Source organism: Acinetobacter sp. 778_lipA, assembly GCF_058242985.1.
On sequence record NZ_JBZAYT010000001.1, the window covers coordinates 2,223,553 to 2,246,351 of the forward strand.

22 protein-coding genes are annotated in these 22,799 nt (G+C 35.0%); 8 read left to right on the forward strand and 14 right to left on the reverse strand.

Annotated elements, in window-relative coordinates:
* Nucleotides 1–603: 603 nt before the first annotated feature.
* The 3 genes from AC4CUY_RS10595 to AC4CUY_RS10605 all read right to left on the reverse strand — a co-directional run bounded on the left by AC4CUY_RS10595 (nucleotide 604) and on the right by AC4CUY_RS10605 (nucleotide 1,666).
* The gene (locus AC4CUY_RS10595) at nucleotides 604–840 is read right to left on the reverse strand and encodes a hypothetical protein (RefSeq protein ID WP_419327266.1); all 237 of its coding nucleotides are present in this window, start codon (nucleotides 838–840) and stop codon (nucleotides 604–606) included.
* A gap of 149 nt (nucleotides 841–989) precedes the next feature.
* Entirely contained in the window at nucleotides 990–1,223 is a 234-nt protein-coding gene (locus AC4CUY_RS10600; protein WP_419359728.1) for a hypothetical protein, read from the reverse strand.
* A gap of 101 nt (nucleotides 1,224–1,324) precedes the next feature.
* Entirely contained in the window at nucleotides 1,325–1,666 is a 342-nt protein-coding gene (locus AC4CUY_RS10605; RefSeq protein ID WP_336950983.1) for a hypothetical protein, read from the reverse strand.
* A 463-nt stretch (nucleotides 1,667–2,129) separates the two neighbouring features.
* Here AC4CUY_RS10605 and AC4CUY_RS10610 point away from each other — a divergent pair, with 463 nt between their 5' ends.
* Entirely contained in the window at nucleotides 2,130–2,426 is a 297-nt protein-coding gene (locus tag AC4CUY_RS10610) for a hypothetical protein (RefSeq protein WP_336950982.1), read from the forward strand.
* Between the two features lie 53 nt (nucleotides 2,427–2,479).
* Here the strand turns inward: AC4CUY_RS10610 and ybaK are convergent, their stop codons facing one another.
* Nucleotides 2,480–2,947, reverse strand: a complete 468-nt coding sequence (ybaK, locus tag AC4CUY_RS10615) for a Cys-tRNA(Pro) deacylase (RefSeq protein WP_419327269.1) — start codon at nucleotides 2,945–2,947, stop codon at nucleotides 2,480–2,482.
* Nucleotides 2,948–3,439: 492 nt separating this feature from the next.
* On the opposite strand from ybaK, the gene AC4CUY_RS10620 reads away from it, so the two are divergent.
* The 6 genes from AC4CUY_RS10620 to AC4CUY_RS10645 all read left to right on the forward strand — a co-directional run bounded on the left by AC4CUY_RS10620 (nucleotide 3,440) and on the right by AC4CUY_RS10645 (nucleotide 10,174).
* Nucleotides 3,440–4,075, forward strand: coding sequence for a CDP-alcohol phosphatidyltransferase family protein (locus AC4CUY_RS10620; protein ID WP_336950980.1), 636 nt, complete (start codon nucleotides 3,440–3,442; stop codon nucleotides 4,073–4,075).
* A gap of 28 nt (nucleotides 4,076–4,103) precedes the next feature.
* Nucleotides 4,104–5,852 carry a bifunctional alpha/beta hydrolase/class I SAM-dependent methyltransferase gene (locus AC4CUY_RS10625; RefSeq protein ID WP_336950978.1) on the forward strand — a complete coding sequence of 583 codons (1,749 nt, stop codon included), beginning with the start codon at nucleotides 4,104–4,106 and terminating at the stop codon, nucleotides 5,850–5,852.
* 543 nt (nucleotides 5,853–6,395) lie between these two features.
* Nucleotides 6,396–7,754 (forward strand): phosphatase PAP2/dual specificity phosphatase family protein, encoded by a 1,359-nt coding sequence (locus AC4CUY_RS10630; protein ID WP_490774665.1) that lies wholly within the window; start codon nucleotides 6,396–6,398, stop codon nucleotides 7,752–7,754.
* The gene (locus AC4CUY_RS10635; protein ID WP_336950977.1) at nucleotides 7,751–8,179 is read left to right on the forward strand and encodes a hypothetical protein; all 429 of its coding nucleotides are present in this window, start codon (nucleotides 7,751–7,753) and stop codon (nucleotides 8,177–8,179) included. Before AC4CUY_RS10630 ends, AC4CUY_RS10635 begins: the two co-directional genes overlap by 4 nt.
* A 313-nt stretch (nucleotides 8,180–8,492) precedes the next feature.
* On the forward strand, nucleotides 8,493–9,233 hold the full coding sequence (locus AC4CUY_RS10640) for a lysophospholipid acyltransferase family protein (protein ID WP_336950976.1): 741 nt from the start codon (nucleotides 8,493–8,495) through the stop codon (nucleotides 9,231–9,233).
* Nucleotides 9,230–10,174, forward strand: coding sequence for a phosphatidate cytidylyltransferase (locus AC4CUY_RS10645; RefSeq protein WP_004719987.1), 945 nt, complete (start codon nucleotides 9,230–9,232; stop codon nucleotides 10,172–10,174). Before AC4CUY_RS10640 ends, AC4CUY_RS10645 begins: the two co-directional genes overlap by 4 nt.
* 96 nt (nucleotides 10,175–10,270) lie before the next feature.
* Here AC4CUY_RS10645 and AC4CUY_RS10650 read toward each other — a convergent pair whose 3' ends face one another.
* The 10 genes from AC4CUY_RS10650 to AC4CUY_RS10695 form a co-directional block, all read right to left on the reverse strand.
* Nucleotides 10,271–10,417, reverse strand: a complete 147-nt coding sequence (locus AC4CUY_RS10650; protein WP_262775000.1) for a hypothetical protein — start codon at nucleotides 10,415–10,417, stop codon at nucleotides 10,271–10,273.
* Between the two features lie 38 nt (nucleotides 10,418–10,455).
* A complete protein-coding gene (locus tag AC4CUY_RS10655) occupies nucleotides 10,456–11,091 on the reverse strand; it encodes a putative type VI secretion system effector (protein ID WP_490774094.1) in 636 nt (211 codons plus the stop codon).
* The gene (locus tag AC4CUY_RS10660; protein WP_490774095.1) at nucleotides 11,088–11,945 is read right to left on the reverse strand and encodes a putative type VI secretion system effector; all 858 of its coding nucleotides are present in this window, start codon (nucleotides 11,943–11,945) and stop codon (nucleotides 11,088–11,090) included. The genes AC4CUY_RS10655 and AC4CUY_RS10660 overlap by 4 nt, the downstream gene beginning before the upstream one ends.
* On the reverse strand, nucleotides 11,917–12,780 hold the full coding sequence (locus AC4CUY_RS10665) for a putative type VI secretion system effector (protein ID WP_490774096.1): 864 nt from the start codon (nucleotides 12,778–12,780) through the stop codon (nucleotides 11,917–11,919). The genes AC4CUY_RS10660 and AC4CUY_RS10665 overlap by 29 nt, the downstream gene beginning before the upstream one ends.
* Complete coding sequence (locus tag AC4CUY_RS10670) at nucleotides 12,777–13,595, reverse strand: putative type VI secretion system effector (protein ID WP_490774097.1); 819 nt, start codon at nucleotides 13,593–13,595, stop codon at nucleotides 12,777–12,779. Before AC4CUY_RS10670 ends, AC4CUY_RS10665 begins: the two co-directional genes overlap by 4 nt.
* Nucleotides 13,592–14,413 (reverse strand): putative type VI secretion system effector, encoded by an 822-nt coding sequence (locus AC4CUY_RS10675; RefSeq protein WP_419327277.1) that lies wholly within the window; start codon nucleotides 14,411–14,413, stop codon nucleotides 13,592–13,594. Before AC4CUY_RS10675 ends, AC4CUY_RS10670 begins: the two co-directional genes overlap by 4 nt.
* A gap of 15 nt (nucleotides 14,414–14,428) precedes the next feature.
* Nucleotides 14,429–17,287 carry a T6SS effector BTH_I2691 family protein gene (locus tag AC4CUY_RS10680; RefSeq protein ID WP_490774098.1) on the reverse strand — a complete coding sequence of 953 codons (2,859 nt, stop codon included), beginning with the start codon at nucleotides 17,285–17,287 and terminating at the stop codon, nucleotides 14,429–14,431.
* A gap of 10 nt (nucleotides 17,288–17,297) precedes the next feature.
* The gene (locus tag AC4CUY_RS10685; RefSeq protein ID WP_419327280.1) at nucleotides 17,298–18,245 is read right to left on the reverse strand and encodes a hypothetical protein; all 948 of its coding nucleotides are present in this window, start codon (nucleotides 18,243–18,245) and stop codon (nucleotides 17,298–17,300) included.
* A complete protein-coding gene (locus AC4CUY_RS10690) occupies nucleotides 18,242–20,866 on the reverse strand; it encodes a type VI secretion system Vgr family protein (protein WP_490774099.1) in 2,625 nt (874 codons plus the stop codon). The genes AC4CUY_RS10685 and AC4CUY_RS10690 overlap by 4 nt, the downstream gene beginning before the upstream one ends.
* 83 nt (nucleotides 20,867–20,949) lie before the next feature.
* Nucleotides 20,950–21,882: a hypothetical protein gene (locus AC4CUY_RS10695; RefSeq protein WP_490774100.1), complete on the reverse strand. Its 933-nt coding sequence runs from the start codon at nucleotides 21,880–21,882 to the stop codon at nucleotides 20,950–20,952.
* 272 nt (nucleotides 21,883–22,154) lie between these two features.
* Between AC4CUY_RS10695 and AC4CUY_RS10700 the strand changes: the two genes are divergently transcribed.
* Nucleotides 22,155–22,691, forward strand: coding sequence for a lytic transglycosylase domain-containing protein (locus tag AC4CUY_RS10700; protein ID WP_336950969.1), 537 nt, complete (start codon nucleotides 22,155–22,157; stop codon nucleotides 22,689–22,691).
* The last annotated feature ends 108 nt before the right edge of the window (nucleotides 22,692–22,799 follow it).

The window sequence follows — 22,799 nt, forward strand, 5'->3', positions numbered from 1 at the left end:
GAGGAGGGCTTACTTACTTGCATCAACAACCTGAATAGTTATTTTTACTGATGTAAGATCATCAGTACCTTCACTATCACCGCTTTTAATTCTGTCTATTTCAAGCTGTTTAAGATGCTCATCTCATAATTTGAATTTCATAACCTGCATTTCATCCTTAAACTGTTTAATTGTGATTCAGCTCATGCTCAATTAAAGCACAAAATTCAGCTAAAGATGATGAAAAAGCTCATAATCAAGAGTAACAGGATCAAAAAATCAATCACTAAGTAGCCGATAAAATTTAAAAAAATCATTATGGTATTTTCATTGGTTCGATCTATATCGAATAAGTAATTCTATTTAGCAATATCGACTAATGAATTTTTAGCATCGCTAGAAAGTTTCAAGATGTTATTTTTATTTCGTGCTTGTGAAATCTTATAAACGGAAAAACCTAGTAAAAATATGCTAACTATTAATACAGAAGTAAAAACTATTATAAAAATTTATTTTTATTCATTAGCGTAGGATACTAATATAATATTTTAATCTAATATTGCACTCAATTTTCAAAATAAGTAAACCAATTTTAATTTTCATGCTAATAGGATCTTCAAAAATTCAAGAAAAACATCTAACCTCAAGCTGATTATCATCTTGGGTTACTTTTATTTTAATATTTTTATAAGTTCGTTTGCTGGGTTTCATTGATGAGCCCACTACATCTTCAAAAAATTTTCGGTCATTCATAAGATCACTATATGATTTATAGCCAATTAAAATTATTTTTGGAATTCTTTTACTTTCAAATAATTTACTAAGAATATTATCAAGCTTTTTAACATTAACGATTGGCATGTAAAAAACCATGGAAGAAAACATAATTATCCATTAAATATATAAATATGCAATGCCAGATAATCTCTATCTCAATGAAATACGTAACATTCTATAATTTTCTAAACAATCACTATCAATCTATATCTTTTAACGACTATATGTTTTCTCTATTGAATTTGAAAATTTTTTACTAAATAATCTTTAATTATTTCATCAGCCTGCATATCTAATAACTCATCAGATACCCAAAATACATACTCTTGATTTTTAATCTTAACTATTTTTTTATAATAGGTTGTAATTGATTTTGATGTAGAACCTTTAATTTTGAAAAATTTCTCATGGCTTACATTCCCAAGCAACTTACTTCCATGCCAAGGACCACCAATACAAATGTTCATGTTTTTTCCTATTCTTCAATAGTATCTTAGCACCTAATCATTACAGATTTGTTTTTTATGAAAAAAAAACTCACCTTTCGATGAGCTCCTTAAAAATTAATTTATTTGGTTAGCATATAACAAATATTCATATTGCCTTGCTCTTGCTTGTAACAACTCCATTGATCTTTTTTATAATTTTTAGCAGACAATACATTTTCTGGAGTTGTACCCAAATAAGGTTTACATTTACCACCACATGTTGTTGATTGCTCAATTAAATATTCTTTTTGATCAAATTCTATGTATACAAACTTTCCACCAGCACTTACACCTTTTTGAATTGAACAGGAATAAGTTTTTTTCTCATTTTGTGTAAAACATTTCCCTGAATAATCTGTAATTTGATAAGCAAAACTTGTCGTAGATACGATTATAAGAGTTAGCGATAAAATCCATTTCATTAGCTGTATATCTCAAAAAAATACCCACTTGATGGAATCAGTGGGTATACAAATCTATTAAACTGTGTGGATTACCATAAATTCGTCCACTACAGCTAAAATATGCCATACGCCTTGATCCAGATCAAGTAACATTCTTAGAAAAAACTTCAGTTTAACTATTAAGTCAAAACGGGATCAATCAACTGCTTGTAAAATATGTCGCGTCGCATCTACAGTTCCCAGTGTAATAAATCCCCTAGTATCATCTCTAGCTGTTGAACCGCTAAAACTGACTTCACTTGTTCTGTAGTAAACCTTAATAGCAGTTAAATTTGGTTATTGCATAGCTAGTAATGCGATTGCTTGTTACATGAACAGTTCTGATAATATTAATCAGGCTGAACAATTAATTATTAATTCTACTCAATCTATTGCTGCTGATATGAAGCGCACTAGAAAGAAAGCTTGTTGAGGTGATGAAATGGTCGCATTAAAAATTGAATCTGAATCTCTCAAACATTTAACAAGACTTGTTGAGCAACTGGTAAGCCAAAAAGAAGAACGCAGAATTGGGCGAGCCGAATTTGCTCACTTGCTGAATATAGAACCAGAAACTCTAGATGCCAGAATTAGAGAAGGACGCTACACGAAGCCATTTAAGGATGGTCGGAAGATTTATTGGTTTAGTTCATATGTCCAGTCTGTAATATTAGATATAGATTCAAAAAATAAAGCCACTTCAGTGGCTTTATTTTTGAGCAAATCTTTTTGTGAGTAACATAGTGAGTAACATTATTATTTTTAATTAAAATTCATCAATAAAAGGATGGATTATTCATCAACAATATCAGCAAAATTCGCACTCAAAACCTTCGCTAAATCTAGTGGATTAACCCCAATATCCAAGCCCCTTTTCCCACCACTCACATACATTTTACTTAACGGCTGTGCACTTTCACAAATTACCGTTTTTAAACGCTTTTTTTGACCTACAGGACTGATTCCACCAACTAAATATCCAGTTAAACGCTCTGCATCTTTAGGATCAGCCATATGTAGTTTTTTACAAGCAAAGGCGCTCGCTACTTTCTTTAAATTTAATTGATGATTCACTGGAAGGATGGCAACAAAATAGTTTTTATCATCTGTTACCATCAGGGTTTTAAAAACTTCTTCGACATTTAAACCTAATTTTTCAGCAGCCTCTAAGCCAAAACTTTTTGCATTTACATCATGTTCATATTCATGAACAGAAAATTCAATTTTATTTGATTTTAAAACTTTACAAGCAGGTGTCATAGCATAAACAAGATCAAAATTAAGATGATATTTGAATTATAGGACCATTCATAGAAATTTTAAATTAGGGTCTGTTGATAATTTGTCTGCGTTTGCGGCTACAAATGATTTTAGATGATACGAGGCATGAAATATTGAATTTAGACACTCTAAAAGATGAGCAACATCATTTCACAAGCTAACGACGTTGCTGAAAAAATATTCTAGTCCCCGCACACCCTCTCTATAAACAAAATATTTCTTGGTTCTTGCTCAGGTGATGGCTAAATTATCTCAGCCTGAGCAGTAAAACTCGCCAATAGTTTCTCTAATCAATCTCACTCAATACACTACGATGTATACGTCTCATATGCAATTTTAGCCCACAACGCGAACCTTTTATGAAATGTCAGTAGCTCCCAACATCACGAATTTAAATGATGAAAATTAATACTTGTAAAATCATGGAAAACTTGATTAAAATCCTATCATATACCTTATATTACTAGAACAATGCCATCAATCTATCAATTAAAACCAGCATTTCAAAACTTACTACGCCCTTTTGTTAAAAAGCTTTTTAATATCGGAATCACGGCAAATCAAGTCACATTATTAGCGATGTTTATATCGCTCGGTTTAAGCTTTTTTCTATACCAGTATTATTTGAATCATGCTGTAAATGGATGGTTATTGCTCTTTCCTTTGTGGATGCTGCTACGAATGGCTTTCAACGCCATCGATGGAATGCTTGCCCGTGAATTTAAACAACAATCCAACTTAGGTGCGTTTTACAATGAGTTGTGTGATGTTATTTCGGACACAGCACTCTATCTATGCTTGATTGCTTTTGGCTTTATTAATGCAAAATTACTCTTATTAGTCGCTTTTCTTGCAATTTTAAGTGAATACACGGGCGTTATGGCCCCACTGATTGGTCAAGAACGTCGTTATGACGGCCCAATGGGGAAAAGTGATCGCGCATTTTGGTTTAGTTTAATCACTGTCGTGATTGTCATCACGCCATTATTCACTACAAATTTACAACTTCTCAGCTTAATCTGTAATGGCATACTCATTTTAATTGGTCTACTACTTAGTTTAACCATCTATAACCGAATTAAAAATAGTTTAAAAACAGCGTTATAAAACAGTTTCATATTTAGGGTAAATTCGTATGTATAACAACAGTCATCACACCTTTAAGAGTCATGATGGAACAGAATTGTTTTATCAACATTGGTCGACCAACACTCCAAGCGAAACAAAAAAAGCCATTCTTCTGTTTCATCGCGGCCATGAACATTCAGGACGTATGGCGCATTTAGTTAATGAACTCAATTTAAGTGAATTTGATTTCTTTGCGTGGGATGCCCGTGGGCACGGCGATTCACCAGGTGAACGTGGTGATGCACCTAGCTTCTCCACATGTGTAAAAGATATTCAATATTTTGTACAGCATATTGAAGAAAACTATGGCATCGACGCCAAAAACATTGCTGTGGTTGCACAAAGTGTAGGTGCTGTATTAGCTGCAACATGGGTACATGATTATGCGCCAAAAATTCGCGCCTTGTGTCTCGCTTCCCCTGCTTTTGATATTAAGCTTTATGTGCCATTTGCCGAACCAAGTTTAAGAGTCATGGAAAAAATTCGTGGTAATTTTTTCATTCAAAGTTATGTTAAAGCCAAAATGCTGACCCATGATGAAGAACGTGCTCAAAGCTATGATACCGATCCTAAAATTGCTAAAGCAATTTCGGTGAGAATGTTGCTTGGACTCTATGATGCCTCTAAGCGTATTGTTGCTGACTCACAAAATATCTTTGTGCCGACTCAGGTGTTATGTTCAGGTTCAGATTTTGTAGTTTTTCAAAAACCGCAACGTGAATTTTACCAAAAGCTTCCACATCCTAAAAAAGAATTACATATTTTAGAGGGTTTCTTTCACGATACTTTAGGCGAAAAAGATCGCCATATTGCAACAGAAAAAATACGCAGATTTATCCAGCAATGTTTTGCGGTTGAATATCAAGCTCCAGATGTTTTAAATGCGGACAAAATTGGTCCAAGTTGCGCTATAGCTGAAGATCTCAGTTCACCATTACCCGCTAAATCAATAAAGAATGCATTTTGGGAAATTACAAAAAAGAATCTAAAAATTGGTAGTCATTTATCAAAAGGCTTAAAAATTGGTGAAGACACTGGCTATGACTCTGGAAGCACTTTAGATTTTGTTTATCGTAACCAACCTGAAAGTTCTAATCCTATTGGCAACATCATAGACCGCCAATATTTAAATGCGATTGGTTGGCGTGGAATCCGTGTTCGTAAACAGAATATTGAACTTTTAGTTCAGAAATATGCGGATATTCTGATTAAAAACCATAAACCATTGAGCATTATGGATATTGCTTCTGGTCATGGGCGTTATATTTTAGATGCTGTGGTTCAACTACCAAAACGACCAGATTCAATCTTATTGCGTGATTATAGCGATATCAATGTACAAGCTGGTCAGCAAATGATTGCAACACGTGGACTCAATGACATTGCTGAATTTGTTCAAGCAGATGCATTTGATACACAGTCTTTGGCCTCTGTTAAACCAAAACCTTCACTTGCAGTGGTTTCGGGTTTATATGAGTTATTTGCAGACAATGATTTGCTACGTCAATCACTTGAGGGCTTAAGTAAAGCAATCCTTAAAGATGGTTATTTGATTTATACTGGTCAAATTTGGCACCCGCAGCAAGAGTTTATTGCGCGCGCACTAACCTCACATCGTGAAGGTGATGCATGGGTAATGCGTTTACGCTCACAAGCGGAAATGGATGCACTTGTTGAAGCTGCTGGCTTTAAAAAGGTCGACCAATGTATTGATGAGTTTGGAATATTTACCGTCTCAGTCGCACAGAAACTTTGACACCATGTAATCAAGTTAGGATCAATCAAATGTGCAAGGATGCGCACTTAACTTAGAAATGGATTAAAGAATATGTACACACTTGAAGATATGCGTAGATTTCCACTTTGGCCTAAAAACCAATTCCGTCTGAATTATGATGTAGATTTTGATGGTGATAATTATGAATGGCGTGAGTGTGTAACACATATTTTAAATGTATTAGAAAAAATTTATCCTATTGAGGTCATTTCAGGATCGCCTTTTGAACCATATGAAGATTTTGTTGAACTTATTTATTTAATTGGCGATGAAAAAATAACAATAGGAAATGATTTTGCATTTTCTACAATTTGGATTCAAGCAGATAGCGTAGAATTTGCATTGGAAATTAAAAATATCCTTTCTCAAGAGGTTCACCTACCTAAAGAAAGACTTTTAAAACCAAATCATTCAATAACTGAAATGAATACTCTATCTGATTCTGAATCACACATTACGGATACAGAGATTGTTTCCGATTATTCTAAAAATCTCCAACTTTATCAACCTAATAAAAATTTTATGAGCAGTAATCTAATCAAAGAAACTGGGACATGGAAATGGGGCGTACTTTGCTTAGTTTTTCTTGCGCCTTTCTTTTTCCTCACTTATGGCTTTGCAAATCAATATGCGTCAGGTCTTAAGGATGTTCCAAGTATTGTCTTTGCTTGGGAAAAGCATATTCCACTTTTGGCTTGGACGATTGTGCCGTATTGGTCAATTGACCTGTTTTACGGCCTCTCCTTATTGCTTTGTTGGAACAAATTTGAGCTTAAACAACAAGCGCTTAGGCTATTTTTAGCGCAAGTCATTTCGATTAGTTGCTTCTTACTGTTCCCTTTAAAGTTTAGTTTTGAACGTCCACCTTTAGATGGTTTTTTCGGTCTATGGTTTGATGTCCTGATGGGCTTCGATAAGCCCTTTAATCAAGCACCCTCATTACATATTGTTTTGCTGATTATCCTTTGGGATTTCTATCGTCGCCATGTATCTGGGGCATGGAAATATGTGGTCGATTTTTGGTGTGTGCTGATTGGAATTTCTGTACTCACGACATGGCAACATCATTTTATTGATCTTCCTACAGGAATACTTGTTGGCGCTTTATGCTTATGGTTATTTCCAATTTCAGTAAAATCCCCATTTAGAAAAGATGGGCTGCAACTGTTAACAGCAAAACATTTAAAGCTTGGTAGTTATTACCTTTGTGGCTCAGTGATTTTCCTTATCTTAGCTTATGAGTTTAGACCTTGGGGATTGTGGCTAATTTACCCTGCTGTGAGTCTATTTATCGTTGCACATAGCTATAGTTTTGTACGTCCACATTTTTTTCAAAAACAAGAAAATGGCAAAATGACGGTTGCAGCACAAATACTGCTTGCGCCTTATTTAATCTTTGCTTGGCTTAATAGTCGTGTTTGGACCAAAAAACATCACGAAGATTCTTTTATCATTCAACATGAACTTAAAAAAATCTATATTGGAAGAGTTCCAACACAACAAGAGCACCTCCAATACAATGCAATATTTGATTGTGTTGCTGAGTTACCCTTAAACCAAGTAACGGCATATCAGCAATATCTCAGTCTAGATCTGATTCCATTACAAGCCAATCAGCTTGAGTTAGCCGTAGCACGATTAAATGATTTGATGTCAAAGCTTGAAGCAAGCTCTATCCAAAATATTCTGATTTTTTGTGCCTTAGGTTATTCAAGAAGTAGCGCTGTACTCACCGCTTGGCTGATTCAACAAAACCAAGATGCTAATATTGATGAAATGGTAAACATTATTCGTAAAGCTCGCCCTTGGGTGGTATTAAAACAAGCCCAACTGGAAGAATTAGAAATTTACCATCTAAAACTGAAAGGTTTAGCGCCATGAAAATGAATTTTTATGTGGTTGCGCAACTGTTGTCTGCAACCACAGCTATATTACTTTCAGGTTATTTGGCTTTTGCGTTATCTATTTTTGCCATCCTGTTCAAAGGTTGGCAATCCTTTGAGTTTTGGACGTTCATTGTCATTACATTGTTATTATCTGGGCTTCATCACTATCTCTCATTTAGAGTTAAGTTTGATGCTCAAATCATTAAAATGATTGCACGAGAATCCCAAACTGAATCTATTGAAAACTTAACCCTACAATTTGATCAAACCCTAATGAGTATGAAATTGATGCCCGCATCCAAAGCAGGACGTGATTGGTCACAGCGTTTTGTAGGATGCTTTAAACTTTTAAAACTACAAATTGCTTTATTATTGGTACAATATCTGGTTTTAATGATTTTGATTTCTAGAATGATTTAAAGCGATTTTAACCTCAACTGATACAGTTGCTGATATATTCAATTGTTATCGTATGATAGTTTTAATGATCTTAAATCAAGAAAATTATCAGCTTCTCAGCAGTGAAGATCTTGAAATGCTATAAAATTCTTCTATGATTCAAAAAATAGAAATGATAAATTTGAAAAGGAGACCAAGCTTTTTACTTTTTATTCAAAACTAAGTTTGGTTATATTTTATTTTAATCACTTAAAAAGTAGAATTTTGTACTTTAGTCATCTTATTATACAGCTTGCCCCACAATAAAATGCTTCAATATCAATCGGCTTAAAGAATGAATCAACTACCTGAACCACGTTCCGAACAAGATAAAGAGTCATACAATAAACAGTCTTTAGAGCAAAAGACTCAACACTTAGATTCTTCTAATGGAAATTTAGCATCACACTCTATTGCTCGCTTTATCGCATTTTTGACACGCCGTGGCGCACGACTGTTAACTGGTGCTCGTAGCTTATGGGTTGGTTGTCAGCCTGAGATGAAACAACGTATTTACTATGCCAATCACAATAGTCATATCGACTTTATCTTACTATGGTCCTCACTTCCCAAACTGATGCGTCGAAAAACTAAACCTGTTGCTGCTTCAGATTATTGGCTGAAAGATGGTTTTAGACAATTTTTAATTAAAGACACCTTTAATGGTGTCACGATTCAACGTAATCGCGAAGATAATGCAGACCCTTTACAACCTGTAAAAGACGCTCTTGCTCAGGGGTATTCCATTATTTTCTTTCCTGAAGGTACTCGAAATCTTGATGATGATCTTGAGCTATTACCTTTTAAAAGTGGCCTCTATAACTTACATAAACAATTTCCTGAGATTGAGATTGTCCCTGTTTGGATTTCAAATCTAAGACGTGTCATGCCAAAAGGTTCTTTTGTTCCTTTGCCTTTACTGTCTACCGTATGCTTTGGCTTTCCTTTAGAACAACATTTAGAAATGGATAAAGCCACATTTATAGATTATGCACAGAAGCAGCTAGTACTATTAAAAGAGGTTGAGAATCAATGATTTTAGATAATCTGAATAAAACCTATCTTTTATTTGGTATTTTTGCGGGAATTTTAGTTTTTGCATCTAGTGTAGGCTTTATTCTCAAACAAAAAGCTGGGCAAAAACCCTCATCAGTGATTGATAATTTAAATGCACGGATCAATGCTTGGTGGGTGATGTTGATCGTCATTGGCGCAGCAATTCTATTGGGTCAAACTGCATTTATTATCTTATTTGGGATTATTTCCCTGTTCGCTCTACGAGAATTTACCAGTCTATTGCCGACAAGGCGTGGTGATTATTTTCCTTTACTTATCGCCTTTTATTTTGTTATTCCCTATCAATATTATTTGATCTATATCGACTGGTACGGCTTATATTCAATTTTTATTCCACTTTATGTATTTTTACTGATTCCGATTGCCAGTTTAAAACAAGAAGATACCAAACACTTCCTTGAACGTAGTTCTAAAATTCAATGGGGACTCATGGTCTGTGTTTTCTGTATTTCCCATGTGCCTGCATTACTCAATTTAAAACTTAATGGTTTTAAAGGTGAACCGATTTGGTTAGCAATCTGGCTGATTATGGTCGTTCAGGCATCCGATGTTTTGCAATATGTCTGTGGTAAGCTTTTTGGAAAGCACAAGGTTGCACCCGTCTTGTCACCATCAAAAACAGTTGAAGGCTTAGTGGGTGGGATCGTTTTAGCCACAGCTTTAGGTGTTGCTATGGCATGGCTTACTCCATTTAGCTATCTACAAGCTGCATTGATAGGACTAGTTGTGTGTATCTTTGGCTTTTTCGGTGGTTTAGTGATGTCAGCCATCAAACGTGACCGTGGTGTCAAAGATTGGGGGCAGTTGATTCATGGTCATGGTGGGATGTTAGATCGGATTGACTCTATCTGCTTTTCTGCCCCTATCTTCTTTCATATTTTAAGATATTGGTGGAGTTAATCTGCCAATATCAGTTAATCAGCAAAATTTGGGGTGAAATCAATGGAAGTAACGAATATTGGTTATATCCTTAAATTTTGATTTATTTTTTTAAACTCATTTTTTCCCATATTTTTCTTCATCATATTGTTTAGCCAAATCTAAACGATAAGTGTATTGCTCCCAACGATCAGGATATTCGTCCCTTTTTATTTTGTTCTTTATGTTCATTGAGAAAACTGAGAAATCATTTAAATTTGCCATACTGGGTTTATTAAATCCGAGTTTTTTTAATATTGCCTCTAACTCAATACTTTGTTCATCAAAACTTCCTCCAACAACCCAACCACCAAATAAACAAATAAATAAATAAATAAAATGAGCCTAGTAACTTCATGTTTTAATGTAGCTATTCCATCTCCTATTAACATTAACAAAGGTATGAATATAAAAAGACCTATGATACCTATACTCAAAAATAATTTTATAGTAGAAAATCTGTACCCTACTCTCCCTTTAACGACTTCTTGACTTGTCCATATATAATTGTTTTGTTGATCAATAACCGCTACTGCACAAGCATATTTATTTTGACCAGAAAGTGGTTCTGCGATCACTTTAACCATATCTCTTTTTTTAAACATTACTACTGGAAAACATCCAGTGAAATAATGCTTTTGATTATTTTTATCTGTGATTTCTAGAGCAAAATCACTAACTTCAATACCTTCATCACTAGCAGCAAAACTAGCTAAAGCCGCATTCCCAATTTGACCGACAAGTGCTGAGCCTACAGCCATTGCACCTGTACCTGTTTGCATATTGGAATTTAAATTCTGCATGGTTTCACTGGTCAATAGATCAGTTACTTCACCTTCAACAATAAAAATCCTATTTGTCAATTCGTCAATCATTCGGTCTGTTTTTTTTAAACTCATTTTTTCCCATATTTTTCTTCATCATGTTGTTTTGCTAAATCAATACGGTAGGTATAATCTTTCCAGCGTTCATGGACATATCCTTTATTATCTTCTTTATTTTTCCAACTCAAATCGTTGAGAGCATAATGTTGTAAATCCATTCGACTAGGTTTATTAAATCCTAATTTTTTTAATATTGCTTCTAATTCTATACTTTGATCATCAAAGCTAGCACCTACTCGCCAACCAATGAATATAAAAACTAATATAAATGAAAAAGAAATTATTTGAATACCAATATTATTAATTAACATTTGCTTTATTGAATTTGTTATAAAAAAATCAAAAAGCAAAGCAAAAATTACTACAATAATACTAATGACTCCAAATAATTTCATTACAAAAACCCTATAGCGAATCCTTCCTTTAACAACCTCTTGCCCAGTCCATGTATAATTGTTCTGTTGATCAATAACAGCTACTGCACGAGCATATTTATTTTGTCCCGAAAGTAGTTCTGCAATTACTTTAACCATATCTCCCTTTTTAAACATCACCACAGGAAAACATCCTTTAAAGTAATGCTTTTGATTATTTTTATCCGTGACTTCTATTGCAAAATCACTGACTTCTATCCCTTCATCACTGGCTGTAAAACTGGCTAAAGCCGCATTCCCAATTTGACCGACAAGTGCTGAACCCACAGCTATTGCACCTGTAGCCGTTTGCAAATTGGCATTTAGGTTTTGCATGGTTTCACTGGTCAATAAGTCTGTGACTTCACCGTCAATAATAAAAAGCCTTTCTGCTAATTCGTCAATCATTTGGTCTGTTTTTTTAAACTCATTTTTTCCCATATTTTTCTTCATCATATTGTTTTGCTAAATCAATACGATAGGTATAATCTTTCCAACGATCATGGATAAAATCTTTTTCTTTATTTTTCCAACTTAAATCACTCAATGCAAAATTTTGTAAATTCATTCTGCTGGGTTTACTAAATCCTAATTTTTTTAATATCGCCTCTAACTCGATACTTTGACCATCAAAGCTTGCACCTACTCGCCAACCAATAAATATAAAAGTAATTAAAATTGTTAAAATTGTTAAAATTGTTAAAATTGTTAAAATTGTTAAAATTGTTAAAATTGTTAAAATCATATAATTTTCTAATAAACTATTAAATGCACCCATAAATGAAACTGTAATTATACCTATTAATAATGCCCCTCCTCCCATTATACCAAATAATTTTATTCCAAATATTCTATATCGAAACCGTCCTTTAACCACTTCTTGTCCAGTCCATATATAATTGTTTTTTTGATCAATTATTGCACTGACTTGAGCATATTTATTTTGACCCGAAAGTTGTTCTGCAATGACTTTAACCATATCTCTTTTTTTAAACATTACTACTGGAAAACATCCAGTGAAATAATGCTTTTGATTATTTTTATCTGTGATTTCTAGAGCAAAATCACTAACTTCAATACCTTCATCACTGGCTGCAAAACTAGCTAAGGCAGTATTCCCAATTTGTCCGACTAGTGCTGAACCGACAGCTATTGCACCTGTAGCCGTTTGCATACTGGCATTTAAGTTTTGCATGGTTTCACTTGTCAGTAAGTCCGTTACTTCACCTTCAACAATAAATAGGCTTTTCGACAATTCATCAATGATTTGGTCTGTTTTTTTATAATTCATTTTTTCCCATATTTTTGTTCATCATATTGTTTAGCTAAGTCTAAACGATAAGTGTATTGCTCCCAACGATCAGGATACTCATCCTTTTTTATTTTATTCTTTATATTTATTGAGAAAACTGAAAAATCATTTAAACTTGCCATACTTGGTTTATTAAAATCCAACTTTTTTAATATTGCCTCTAATTCAACACTTTGCTCATCAAAGCTTGCCCCCACTTTCCATCCAATAAATAAACAAATAAATAAACAAATAAAAAAAGAGATAAATATAGGCTGACTTAAAAGAAATGAGATACCATTATCCTCAAATATCGAAAATAAAATAAAAATTATCATGACAAATATTCCTACACCACCTATTAATTTTATCCCAAAAATCCTATATCTTATTCGTCCTTTTATAATTTGTTGACTTGTCCATATATATTGATTTTTTGGTTCAATAACTGCTTTTACTATTGAATATTTTGTTGTAAAAGGCTCAGCCATAACTTTAATATTGTCACCAATTCTAAAATTAACTTCTGGAAAACATCCTTTAAAATAATGCTTTTGATTATTTTTATCTGTGATTTCTAAAGCAAAATCACTAACATCAATACCTTCATCACTAGCTGCAAAACTGGCTAAAGCAGCTGTACCGATCTGCCCGACAAGTGCTGAACCTACAGCTATTACACCTGTACCTGTTTGCATATTGGTATTTAAGTTCTGCATGGTTTCACTGGTCAATAGATCAGTTACTTCGCCTTCAACGATAAAAAGCCTTTCTGCCAATTCATCAATCATTTGGTCTGTTTTTTTTAAGCTCATTTTTTTCCATATTTTTCTTCATCATATTGTTTGGCTAAATCAATACGGTAGGTATAATCTTTCCAACGCTCATGGATAAAATCTTTTTCTTGATTTTTCCAACTTAAATCACTCAATGCAAAAATTTGTAAATTCATTCGACTTGGCTTATTAAACCCAAGTTTTTTTAAAATAGATTCTAATTCAATACTTTGCTCATCAAAACTTGCACCAACACGCCAGCCTATAAATAAGAAAAAAAATAAACAAATGAACAGAGTACCGCCTATAGGAGGATTAAATATAAGTGAAATCCCATATTTACCAAATATTGCAAATAAACAGAAAGTTAATACTGATAGGAACCCAACAATCAGTCCAAACTTCATAGATGTGATTCTATGTTGCATTCTTCCTTTTACAACTTCTTGCCCAGTCCATATATAATTATTCTTTATATCAATAATAGTTGCTGCATAAGCATATTTATTTTGACCCGAAAGCGATTCTGCAATCACTTTAACCATATCTCCCTTTTTAAACATCACTACAGGAAAACATCCCTTAAAGTAATGCTTTTGATTATTTTTATCTGTGAGTTCTAAAGCAAAATCACTGACTTCTATTCCTTCATCACTGGCAGCAAAACTGGCTAAAGCAGCTGTACCGATCTGTCCGACAAGTGCTGAGCCTACAGCCATTGCACCTGTACCCGTTTGTATATTGGTATTTAAGTTCTGCATGGTTTCACTGGTCAACAGATCAGTTACTTCGCCTTCTACGATAAAAAGCCTATTTGACAATTCATCAATCATTCGGTCTGTTTTTTTTAAACTCATACTATGACTACTCTATTATGCAAATAGTGTCTGAAAATCTTCGACTTCTTGTTGTTCCGACATTAGCTTATTGGTTTTTAAAGCTCTAAAAGTAGAATACTGACACCAACGTTGAAGCTTTGTTGCCTCCATATATATTAAAAAGGCGACTTCAACTAAAGTTAAAATTAAACCTATACCACTTGCCCAAGCAATCCAACGCAGTAAAGCATTCCGTACTATCTCTCGAGTAAGCTTTTTAACACTATATTTAGCCATAGTTTCACCAAAAACTTTAGCGCCCATCTTTTGAATCAATGGACTACCTCCAACACGGTTTAAATATGTCATTAAAGGTCCTATATAGGTTAAAGTTGCGCATAATCCCAAAAGAGCAGCAGCAGCTCCTGTAACTACACGAGCTGAATATAATATAATTAAGGAGGTAGGTATTCCTTCCTTTCCAGTCAAATTTTCAACTTTGTTGTAATCTAACCAAGCAGTAATTCCCCCTGCAATAGTACTTAAACTACCTGCTGCCCATTTAATACCTGCTCTTTGAATATTTGCTGCGCCTCGTGTGGCTGCTGCGCCAGCACCTGCATAAGATGTTTGAGTCGCCACTTCTCTTGCACCTTTTGCTAGACCATAAAAGATATCCAAAGCAAAAGCCATCAATGCGGATACAGATGCCACCAAAGCAGCAATTTGTACCGAGTCTTTATATTTTCCAGAGTTAAGCATATGCGCTAAATTAATCGCCTCTATAAATACAAGAATGCCTGATGCCCTCACCTGATGATAATTGTTGGTATTGTTCGCCATACCTTTACTACCCGCTTTTTCAATTTCTTCTAAGGTCAATGCCACTTGTTGTTTTTTTGCCATCGCATCATCGATCAATACATCCAAAGAACGCATTGTTGCTTCTTTTGCATTTTTTGAAAGCTGACTAGCTGCTCTTTCACTGAGTTCTGGACTGAGTTTGATATTTCCATAATTTTGTTTTTCAGGATTTATATTATGTACAATTTGATCAAATCTTAATTTTTCAGCCAAATCCCCCATCTGAGCAAAAAGTAACTTTTGAGAAATTGCACTTACAAATCGACTTTCTGCGGTTGTCCCCATACCTGCTCTAAAGACCACTCGAGAAAAGTTAGAAACATAAAGCATCACTTTCTTTTCTGTTTTAAAAAATCCGATATTGCCTTTATTTTTGTCTATTCCCTGATTCCTTGCCCATTCATCCCATGCAGAATCAGTTTTCTTTAAAAAGTCTATTGTGCCTTTCATGGCTTTTAGACCAACAGCGGTAAAATCAGTTGCAGCTTTTTTCAGTTCATCATGCTTTGCCTTGGCCTCTAACTGATTACTATACAAGCCACGAATAAATAAATTTTTACGTTCAAATTCTGGCTTTTTAACCCAGTCATCTAACTGTTTTGCACCTACTTCTGCACCTTCCATTCCAAATAACATAGACGCTACATGAGCTTTAAATGCACAACCACTTCGTAAATTTTTCTGATCATAGGCATCTAAAGCATCTAATAAACTTTCAGAAACAACCCAGTTCAAATGCTCTTGAGCACGTTGGTTTGCAACCTTCAAGGCTGTGTCATATTTTTGTGCTGCTTCCTGCTTAAACGCTTCTATTTCTTTATAGTTTAAGTTATCGAGTAGAACTTTGCGGTCAGCTTGGTAGTTGGCTTCCCCAACCTCTTCACCATAACCAGCACGTTTTTTCATTTTACGTTCATGATCTTCTATATGAGTTTTTTTGCTTCGTTCTAGTTGCTCAATATCTGCTGTATCATTTCTTCTCCTTGCATCTGCAAGTTGCTGTTCAATAATATTTAACGTCCATTGATACCTTGTCTCGATTGCTGGTGCTGTTTGTTCATGAATTTCATTTTCGCGCTGTACGATTTTTGCCTTATTTTTAAGCAATGATCCTTCGATGCTTTCCACACGTTGCACTGAGTCCAGTTTACGCTGATTGGTGACACCGTATTTATCTTTTGCTTCTAAATAATCATCTACAGGGGCATAAGCTTCATTTCGATATTCATTTAGCTTTACAGTGATGCCAATTGGGTCATACAGCACTATAGATGCAAAGGCTTTAGGTTTCTCAGCAAATTTAGTCAGCAGTTTACTCCAGCGGTCAGAGCCAAATGACAAAGGGAAACTCACGCCGTCCTTTAAAGTTGAATTGTTTAAACAATGTTCTTGTTGTGATGATCCTTTAGCCCATCCTGCAACATCTATAGATTGCCATTTGCCTGAACTGACATATTCATCCGCTTTCGCTTGGTATTCTTTTCTTTTTTCATCAGTCATGGGGGCGTGGGTGTATATCAAATATGCCTTCTCGGCCAAATTCGTTGCAATATATTCAATGGTGACAAATGAGGCAAATAACGCATGTTCATTTCCTTTACATGCAAACTCAAGCACAGATACGGGTGCAGGTTTGTCTAATGGAAAAGATGATAAATAGCCTTGCGGTGTGACGATGTAGCCGATCCATTGATAACCTTTTTTTCGCTTCACCATTGCATAAATATAACTAGAATCAATCATTTCAGTTGTATATTTGGAGTATGACAGTGCTATGTTTTTTACATTTTTCCCAAGTTGTGATGAAAGTTGTGGAGCTTTTTCTTGAGTTACCGTATAACGTAAAGGCAAAATCTGCAAACCAAGTTTTCGGCAAAAATTACATTGGTCTTTACTGCCTTTTGCATCTGAAGTTTGTTGATTGACTTGTATTGCTGCATTAGCAGCTTTTGTTATCGCATTTGGAGCAGCTAAAATCTCTTCTCCCTGTCTACGTTGTTCGGCTTTTTTGTTTTCTCTTCTTGCAAAAGCTTCTTTATCACCGCCCATTTTATTTTCCTTATTCCAATGTTTCTGTTTTAATCAATGCCCAAGAATCTTCAGCAACAAAATTCATCGCTTCAGTAAAATTATAATTTTCAGGTTCAGTGTTCCAGTATTGTTGAAGTACTTTTACAATATAAGGATGCTTCATAAAGCTGTGCCCAAGTACCTCTGCATATAAGCCATAACTGACTAAGTCGACATATCTGGTAATGTGGTATTGTTCATGTCCTTGATATAAATTTTTAAGAATCTGTTGTGATTTCAAATGATTGATATCAACTTGTTCTAATTCATGCGCTTTTCGAAAAACAATATTACTTATTTCAATCAAATCTAAAGCTAAGGATTGTTGTTCATTCACTTGCGTAATGGCTTTTTTCAGCAATTTTTTCTGTTGGATATTTTCCCAGTGAAAATATCCACTAGGATGGATAAATTCCCATTGAGTAAAATTTCCCAATAAACTATTCATTTGTTGTTCATTGAATATATGATCTAAATAAATCATTACTCGTGGGTCATACCATCGAAATAAAATTTTGGATTCAATATCTTGCAACACCAAACTGGTTTTAAACTTTTGGTTCAACTGATCATTTTCATAATGAGAAGCCCCAAAACCATGTACTAAATACTGATCATTGGAAATTTCAAAATTATTAAGTAAATGTTCTGCTAGCTGTGGTCCGATCTCTTTTAATATCTTTTCATCTAATATTTCTATAAAAAACAGATGTGTGTCTTTATAGCGATTGCCTTTTGCCAAGGGAATATAAATAATATTGTGTTCTCTTAAACACTTCTTTAAATCATCAAAAACATCGGGCGCTAATGTTTCATCAAGCAATACTAACAGCCGATGATGCTGGCTAAAGACTGCTTGCATTTTTTGATAAATTGCTTCTACGGAATGAAGTTCAGAGGATATCGCCGTTTGTTGTAGAAAGTTCTCACTCATCATAAGATCACCTTCGCTGATCCATTTTGAGCTGCCTGTCCTTGTTTCGCAGAGCAATCAGGCAAGTCTAAAGCTGGCGGATTTATAGAAGCTGGGGAAGTCAGTTTCTGTTGCCCAGATTTCACCTCAAATAAGCCACCTGTGGTTGAAAACACACCTGAACCATTAATCTTGAGTTCAGAACCATCACTGACCAACTTAATTTCCTTCGGACTGATGATATAAACTGCGTCTTCGGTTGAAATGATTTGAATGCCTTTACGTGCGATCATATCCAACCCATCACCCTGCGCTTGGATCTCAACTTTACCTTTTCCAGCAAATAACTTTGCACCTTCTTGTGCCGCAAAAAGGCTAATTTTAGCGCTGGCATGTCCAATCAAAGCCTTTTGTGTACTTAGGTTAATGCTGTCGCCTGATGTGTGGCTAATTTGCCCATCTGCTGAAAGATGAATATCTTCATTACTGGTAAGCGCAATTGAGTTTGGTGAAGCCAACATCATCACCGCAGACTTAAATTCATCTGCTTTTTTCGGATCTTGTTGAGCCAATACGTCGATAAAGCCTTTGATATTATCTAAAACTTCTAAAGGATCAGTCTGCTGATTCTTGGCAACCTCACTTAATGCTTTAGAGTTATTGAGACTACTTTCTAACTGATTTATGCCCGCGGTCACATCAAGGTGATTGCCCGAGGCTGAATCCTGAGCATAAGTACTCAGTAATAAACCTTGTCCTGCTCTTAATGCACCCCACTGGTCAGTTCTCAGTTCAAAGCCTTCACCTCGTCCTTCGCTAGTGTCTGTCTCTTTGGGATGACTTAAATTACCGAGGTTAAGTTGACTCACCCCATGACTGCTCTGTAACTGACTGCTGATTTGCTCAGTACTATCATCAAATCTAAGTTGGTTATAGCCACTGCCTTGATACTCTCGACTTTTTATTCCTGACAGTTTTTTGGTATCAGGCAGTTTACCTTTTTCATCAAACTTGCTTGGATGACGATGCGCTTCATGAATACGCCCCACCACAAACGGCCTGTCAATGTTGCCATCGAAGAAATCTATAACGACGACCTCTCCAACTCTCGGTAAGAATCGTGCACCATAGCCTTCACCAGCCCACGGCGTCAGTACATCCACCCAAGCTGAATCGGTGTCGTTATCATTGGAACCAGCACCACCATCGTGGCTATGATCTTGATTGCGGGTAAACAGAAAACGTACTTTGATCCTTCCCCACTCATCCACATGGATTTCTTCTCCACTTGGACCAACCACTCTGGCACGTTGGGGTGACGCAATCGGACGATGTTTTAATGGATTGTATTCTGGAACAGTGGTGATATTGCGACGTTGTAGCACCAACTGATTGGCTTGGCGTTCATCACTATTGTTTGTCGTGATATTGGTTATTTGCCAATTGCTTTGCTTAAGCAAATTTTCAACCTGATGGGTCAACTCTTTTGGTAGATTATTTTGATTATAAAAGTGCTTCGATATGATTAGGAATTGCTTATCGGAAAAATCGTGTTGATCAATTTCGGGATGCCCATTTAATTCAAAGATATAACCCACATGTGCATCACGTACTGTAGATATTGCGGTAAATTGTTTGGCTTGTGAGTCATAGTAGTTACTCAGATTTTCATTAAAACGTTCAATTTGACGATTACCTGATGCTGTTGCACCATCTTCTCCATTCAAGTCTTGGATCCATGCTGGGCTAAAGTGCCAAACTTGCTCAAGAGCTAAACTAGCATTGTCGTAGTTTTCACTATGCTTGTGTTTGCTTAGAACACTGCCTGCACCTTCTTCTATTTCCAGTACATCGGCTTGCCAACGTTGAATATGTACTGATGTAGGCTGAATAGAACGCTGTCCAATAAATGAGATAATGCTGTCCTGCCTTTCGGTGGGACTGCTACGATGAAAGCGAATATTCTTGCGTTCTAAGCTGGTGTATTGAGTATTGTTGTCAATCAAACGAAGCTTTTGAGGTTGAATTTGTTCACTGAAACTCGATACTTTAAGTTGGGCTTCATCAATTAAAGTATTAATCCCTTCAGAAAAAAGCAGACGTTGAACAAAGTCTATATCCCGTTCATTATTCTGCATAATAAATGGGCGAACATCGTAGTCTTTGGTTAAGCCACTTTTATCCAATGTTAGACTTGAAGCAAACAATGGACTTCGCTCGCGCCATTCCTGAAATATAACTTCAACTGCTTGAGGCGCAGACATATTCATAAACACTCTGGAATTTCTACGATGCTTCCAAAGTGCGGTTGGATCTTCAACTGTCAGGCGGTAAATCGTCAGCGCACCATCGCTCGCGCCCACATCTGCTTGGGTCACAATCCCTGAAATTCGATTGAGTTCTGATTTATCATTCACAATATCGACAGCCACTTGGCTACCGATAAATTGCTTTAATGGAATATTCATTGACGTAGACAAGCAAATCAATTGTAAATGAATGCCTTTGTTTAATTCATGCATCCCATCAATACGTTGTAAAAATACCAGTTGATTAAGATCAGTGTTTGAAAAAGACGCATGCATGACACGCTTTTGAGCAGTAAGACCCAATTTTTCCAAAGCAAAATAAATATTATTAAACATGAGTTATTGTATAGTTGTTCTAAATTAAGCACACTCTACAAAAAAGATCATATTTTGTCCACATTTAATTTTATCTACATAATTTATTGTATTTCATTTCGTTTCGATAGTTTTCTCCGATACATTACCGCCCCCACAGTTAAATTAAATTTTTCGCATAATTCTTTTATAGAAAGTGTATTTAATTCCTGTTGATGCTCTCTTACCCAATTTAGAAGAGAAACTCGTTTTTTTTCACCTAATAATTCTTTTAAATAAGAACGAGAAGTTAAAATCTCCTGTTCAGTTTTATTGAGTCGTATCGCAATCTCTTTGATTGAATACTGTGTACTCAAAATGATCTCTTTATGTTCTAATCGCCACTCTTTTTTTTCATTCAAACGTTGTACACGTATGTCATTTAATGTAGGTATACCAAGTTCTTTACATACCAGATTATGCGCTCGCCTTGCAGCTTTAAGATTTTTTTTATTCAATAACGATTGTACTTCAAAAATATTTTCAGATTTAGCTAGTGCGTCTTTGTTGTTTTGTACAATTTTACGATTTGCATAACCAATTTTATTCTTACGTAGTTTGTTACTACGCTGAACTCCTTCCTTTCTTAAAAAGGTGCAATACTTTGTAACTTCAGTTTGAGTTAATCCATATTTTTCTTTTAACATCTGAAAGCTTTGAGTAAACAACTCATCTTGATGTTCAAACATCCAATCTCTTAAAGTAGATAAAGTATAGTCATATTTTTTTTGAAGACCCAATGCACGTCTAAATCTAGTGATTATTTTAACCGATAATCCTAGTAATTTCATAGATTTAGCCCGATCATGTTTCTTTAAAAACTCAGCTAAATCATTGGTCAAAATGTAAACATATTGACTCTTTGCAATTTGCTCGTACATCCAACCTTTGTAGATCATAATCCCAGCTTGTGTATTTCGCTCTTCATAAACATCCCAGTCTTCACCTTGCCAGTCCTTAATTGTCTTTATTGGATAAATTTTATATCTTTTAGCCATAATCATTAACATTTTTTGTATTCATCAACAATTATTCTTTTATCAAATTTTACTTACAACTTAAAGAGATTTATCAAGAATAACTTAAAAAACAAAAATTATCTTTCAATGCATTGAACAAATTAATTTTTCAAGCAATAACGCCTAAATAGCAAGCAACCAACAGCTTAAGATACAAATCACGAATAAATCTACCAATTTTCATAGATTGACAGGTTTAAATCAGCTACTTAACATCAGGGCAATCTTGGATACATAACATTGGTTTTATTTTGAATTTTCAGTATCAGTTAAAAATAATTTCTACAGTAGGCTTAACACTTGCGATTACAGCATGCTCGTCTTTGGGTGGTGGCTCTGTGCAAAAACGTGCTGCTAAACTTTCGACTGGAATCCAAAAAGCCTATTCTGTCTCTCCAGATGTTGCTAATCGCGTATCCCCAATCATTGTACAAAGCGCAGATCAATATGATGTAGATCCTTTACTGATTGCAGCGACTATACGTCAAGAATCGAGCTACCGTAGTTATGTTACCTCTCCATCTGGTGCTGTTGGGCTTACCCAAATCATGCCGCGTTATTGGCAACAAGCCTGCCCTGGTGATTTGTTTGATGAATATACCAATGTACGCTGTGGCACCATGATCTTGGCTAAATACAATCAAAGTGCAGGAAGCTGGAAAAAGGCCTTAGCCTACTATAATGTTGGACCCACAAATTACCAAACAAATCGTAAAATGAAACGCCAAGGTAAACGATACGCGAAACAAGTCAAACAACATGAAAAACAGTTAAAGTCTTCATTATAAAGTTTAAGAATAGAAACTGAATATCAATAAAATAAACCCACTCTTGCTGATACTTGAGCGGGTTTATTTTTTAGTCCATAGCAACAATAAACAGCATAAACATAAATG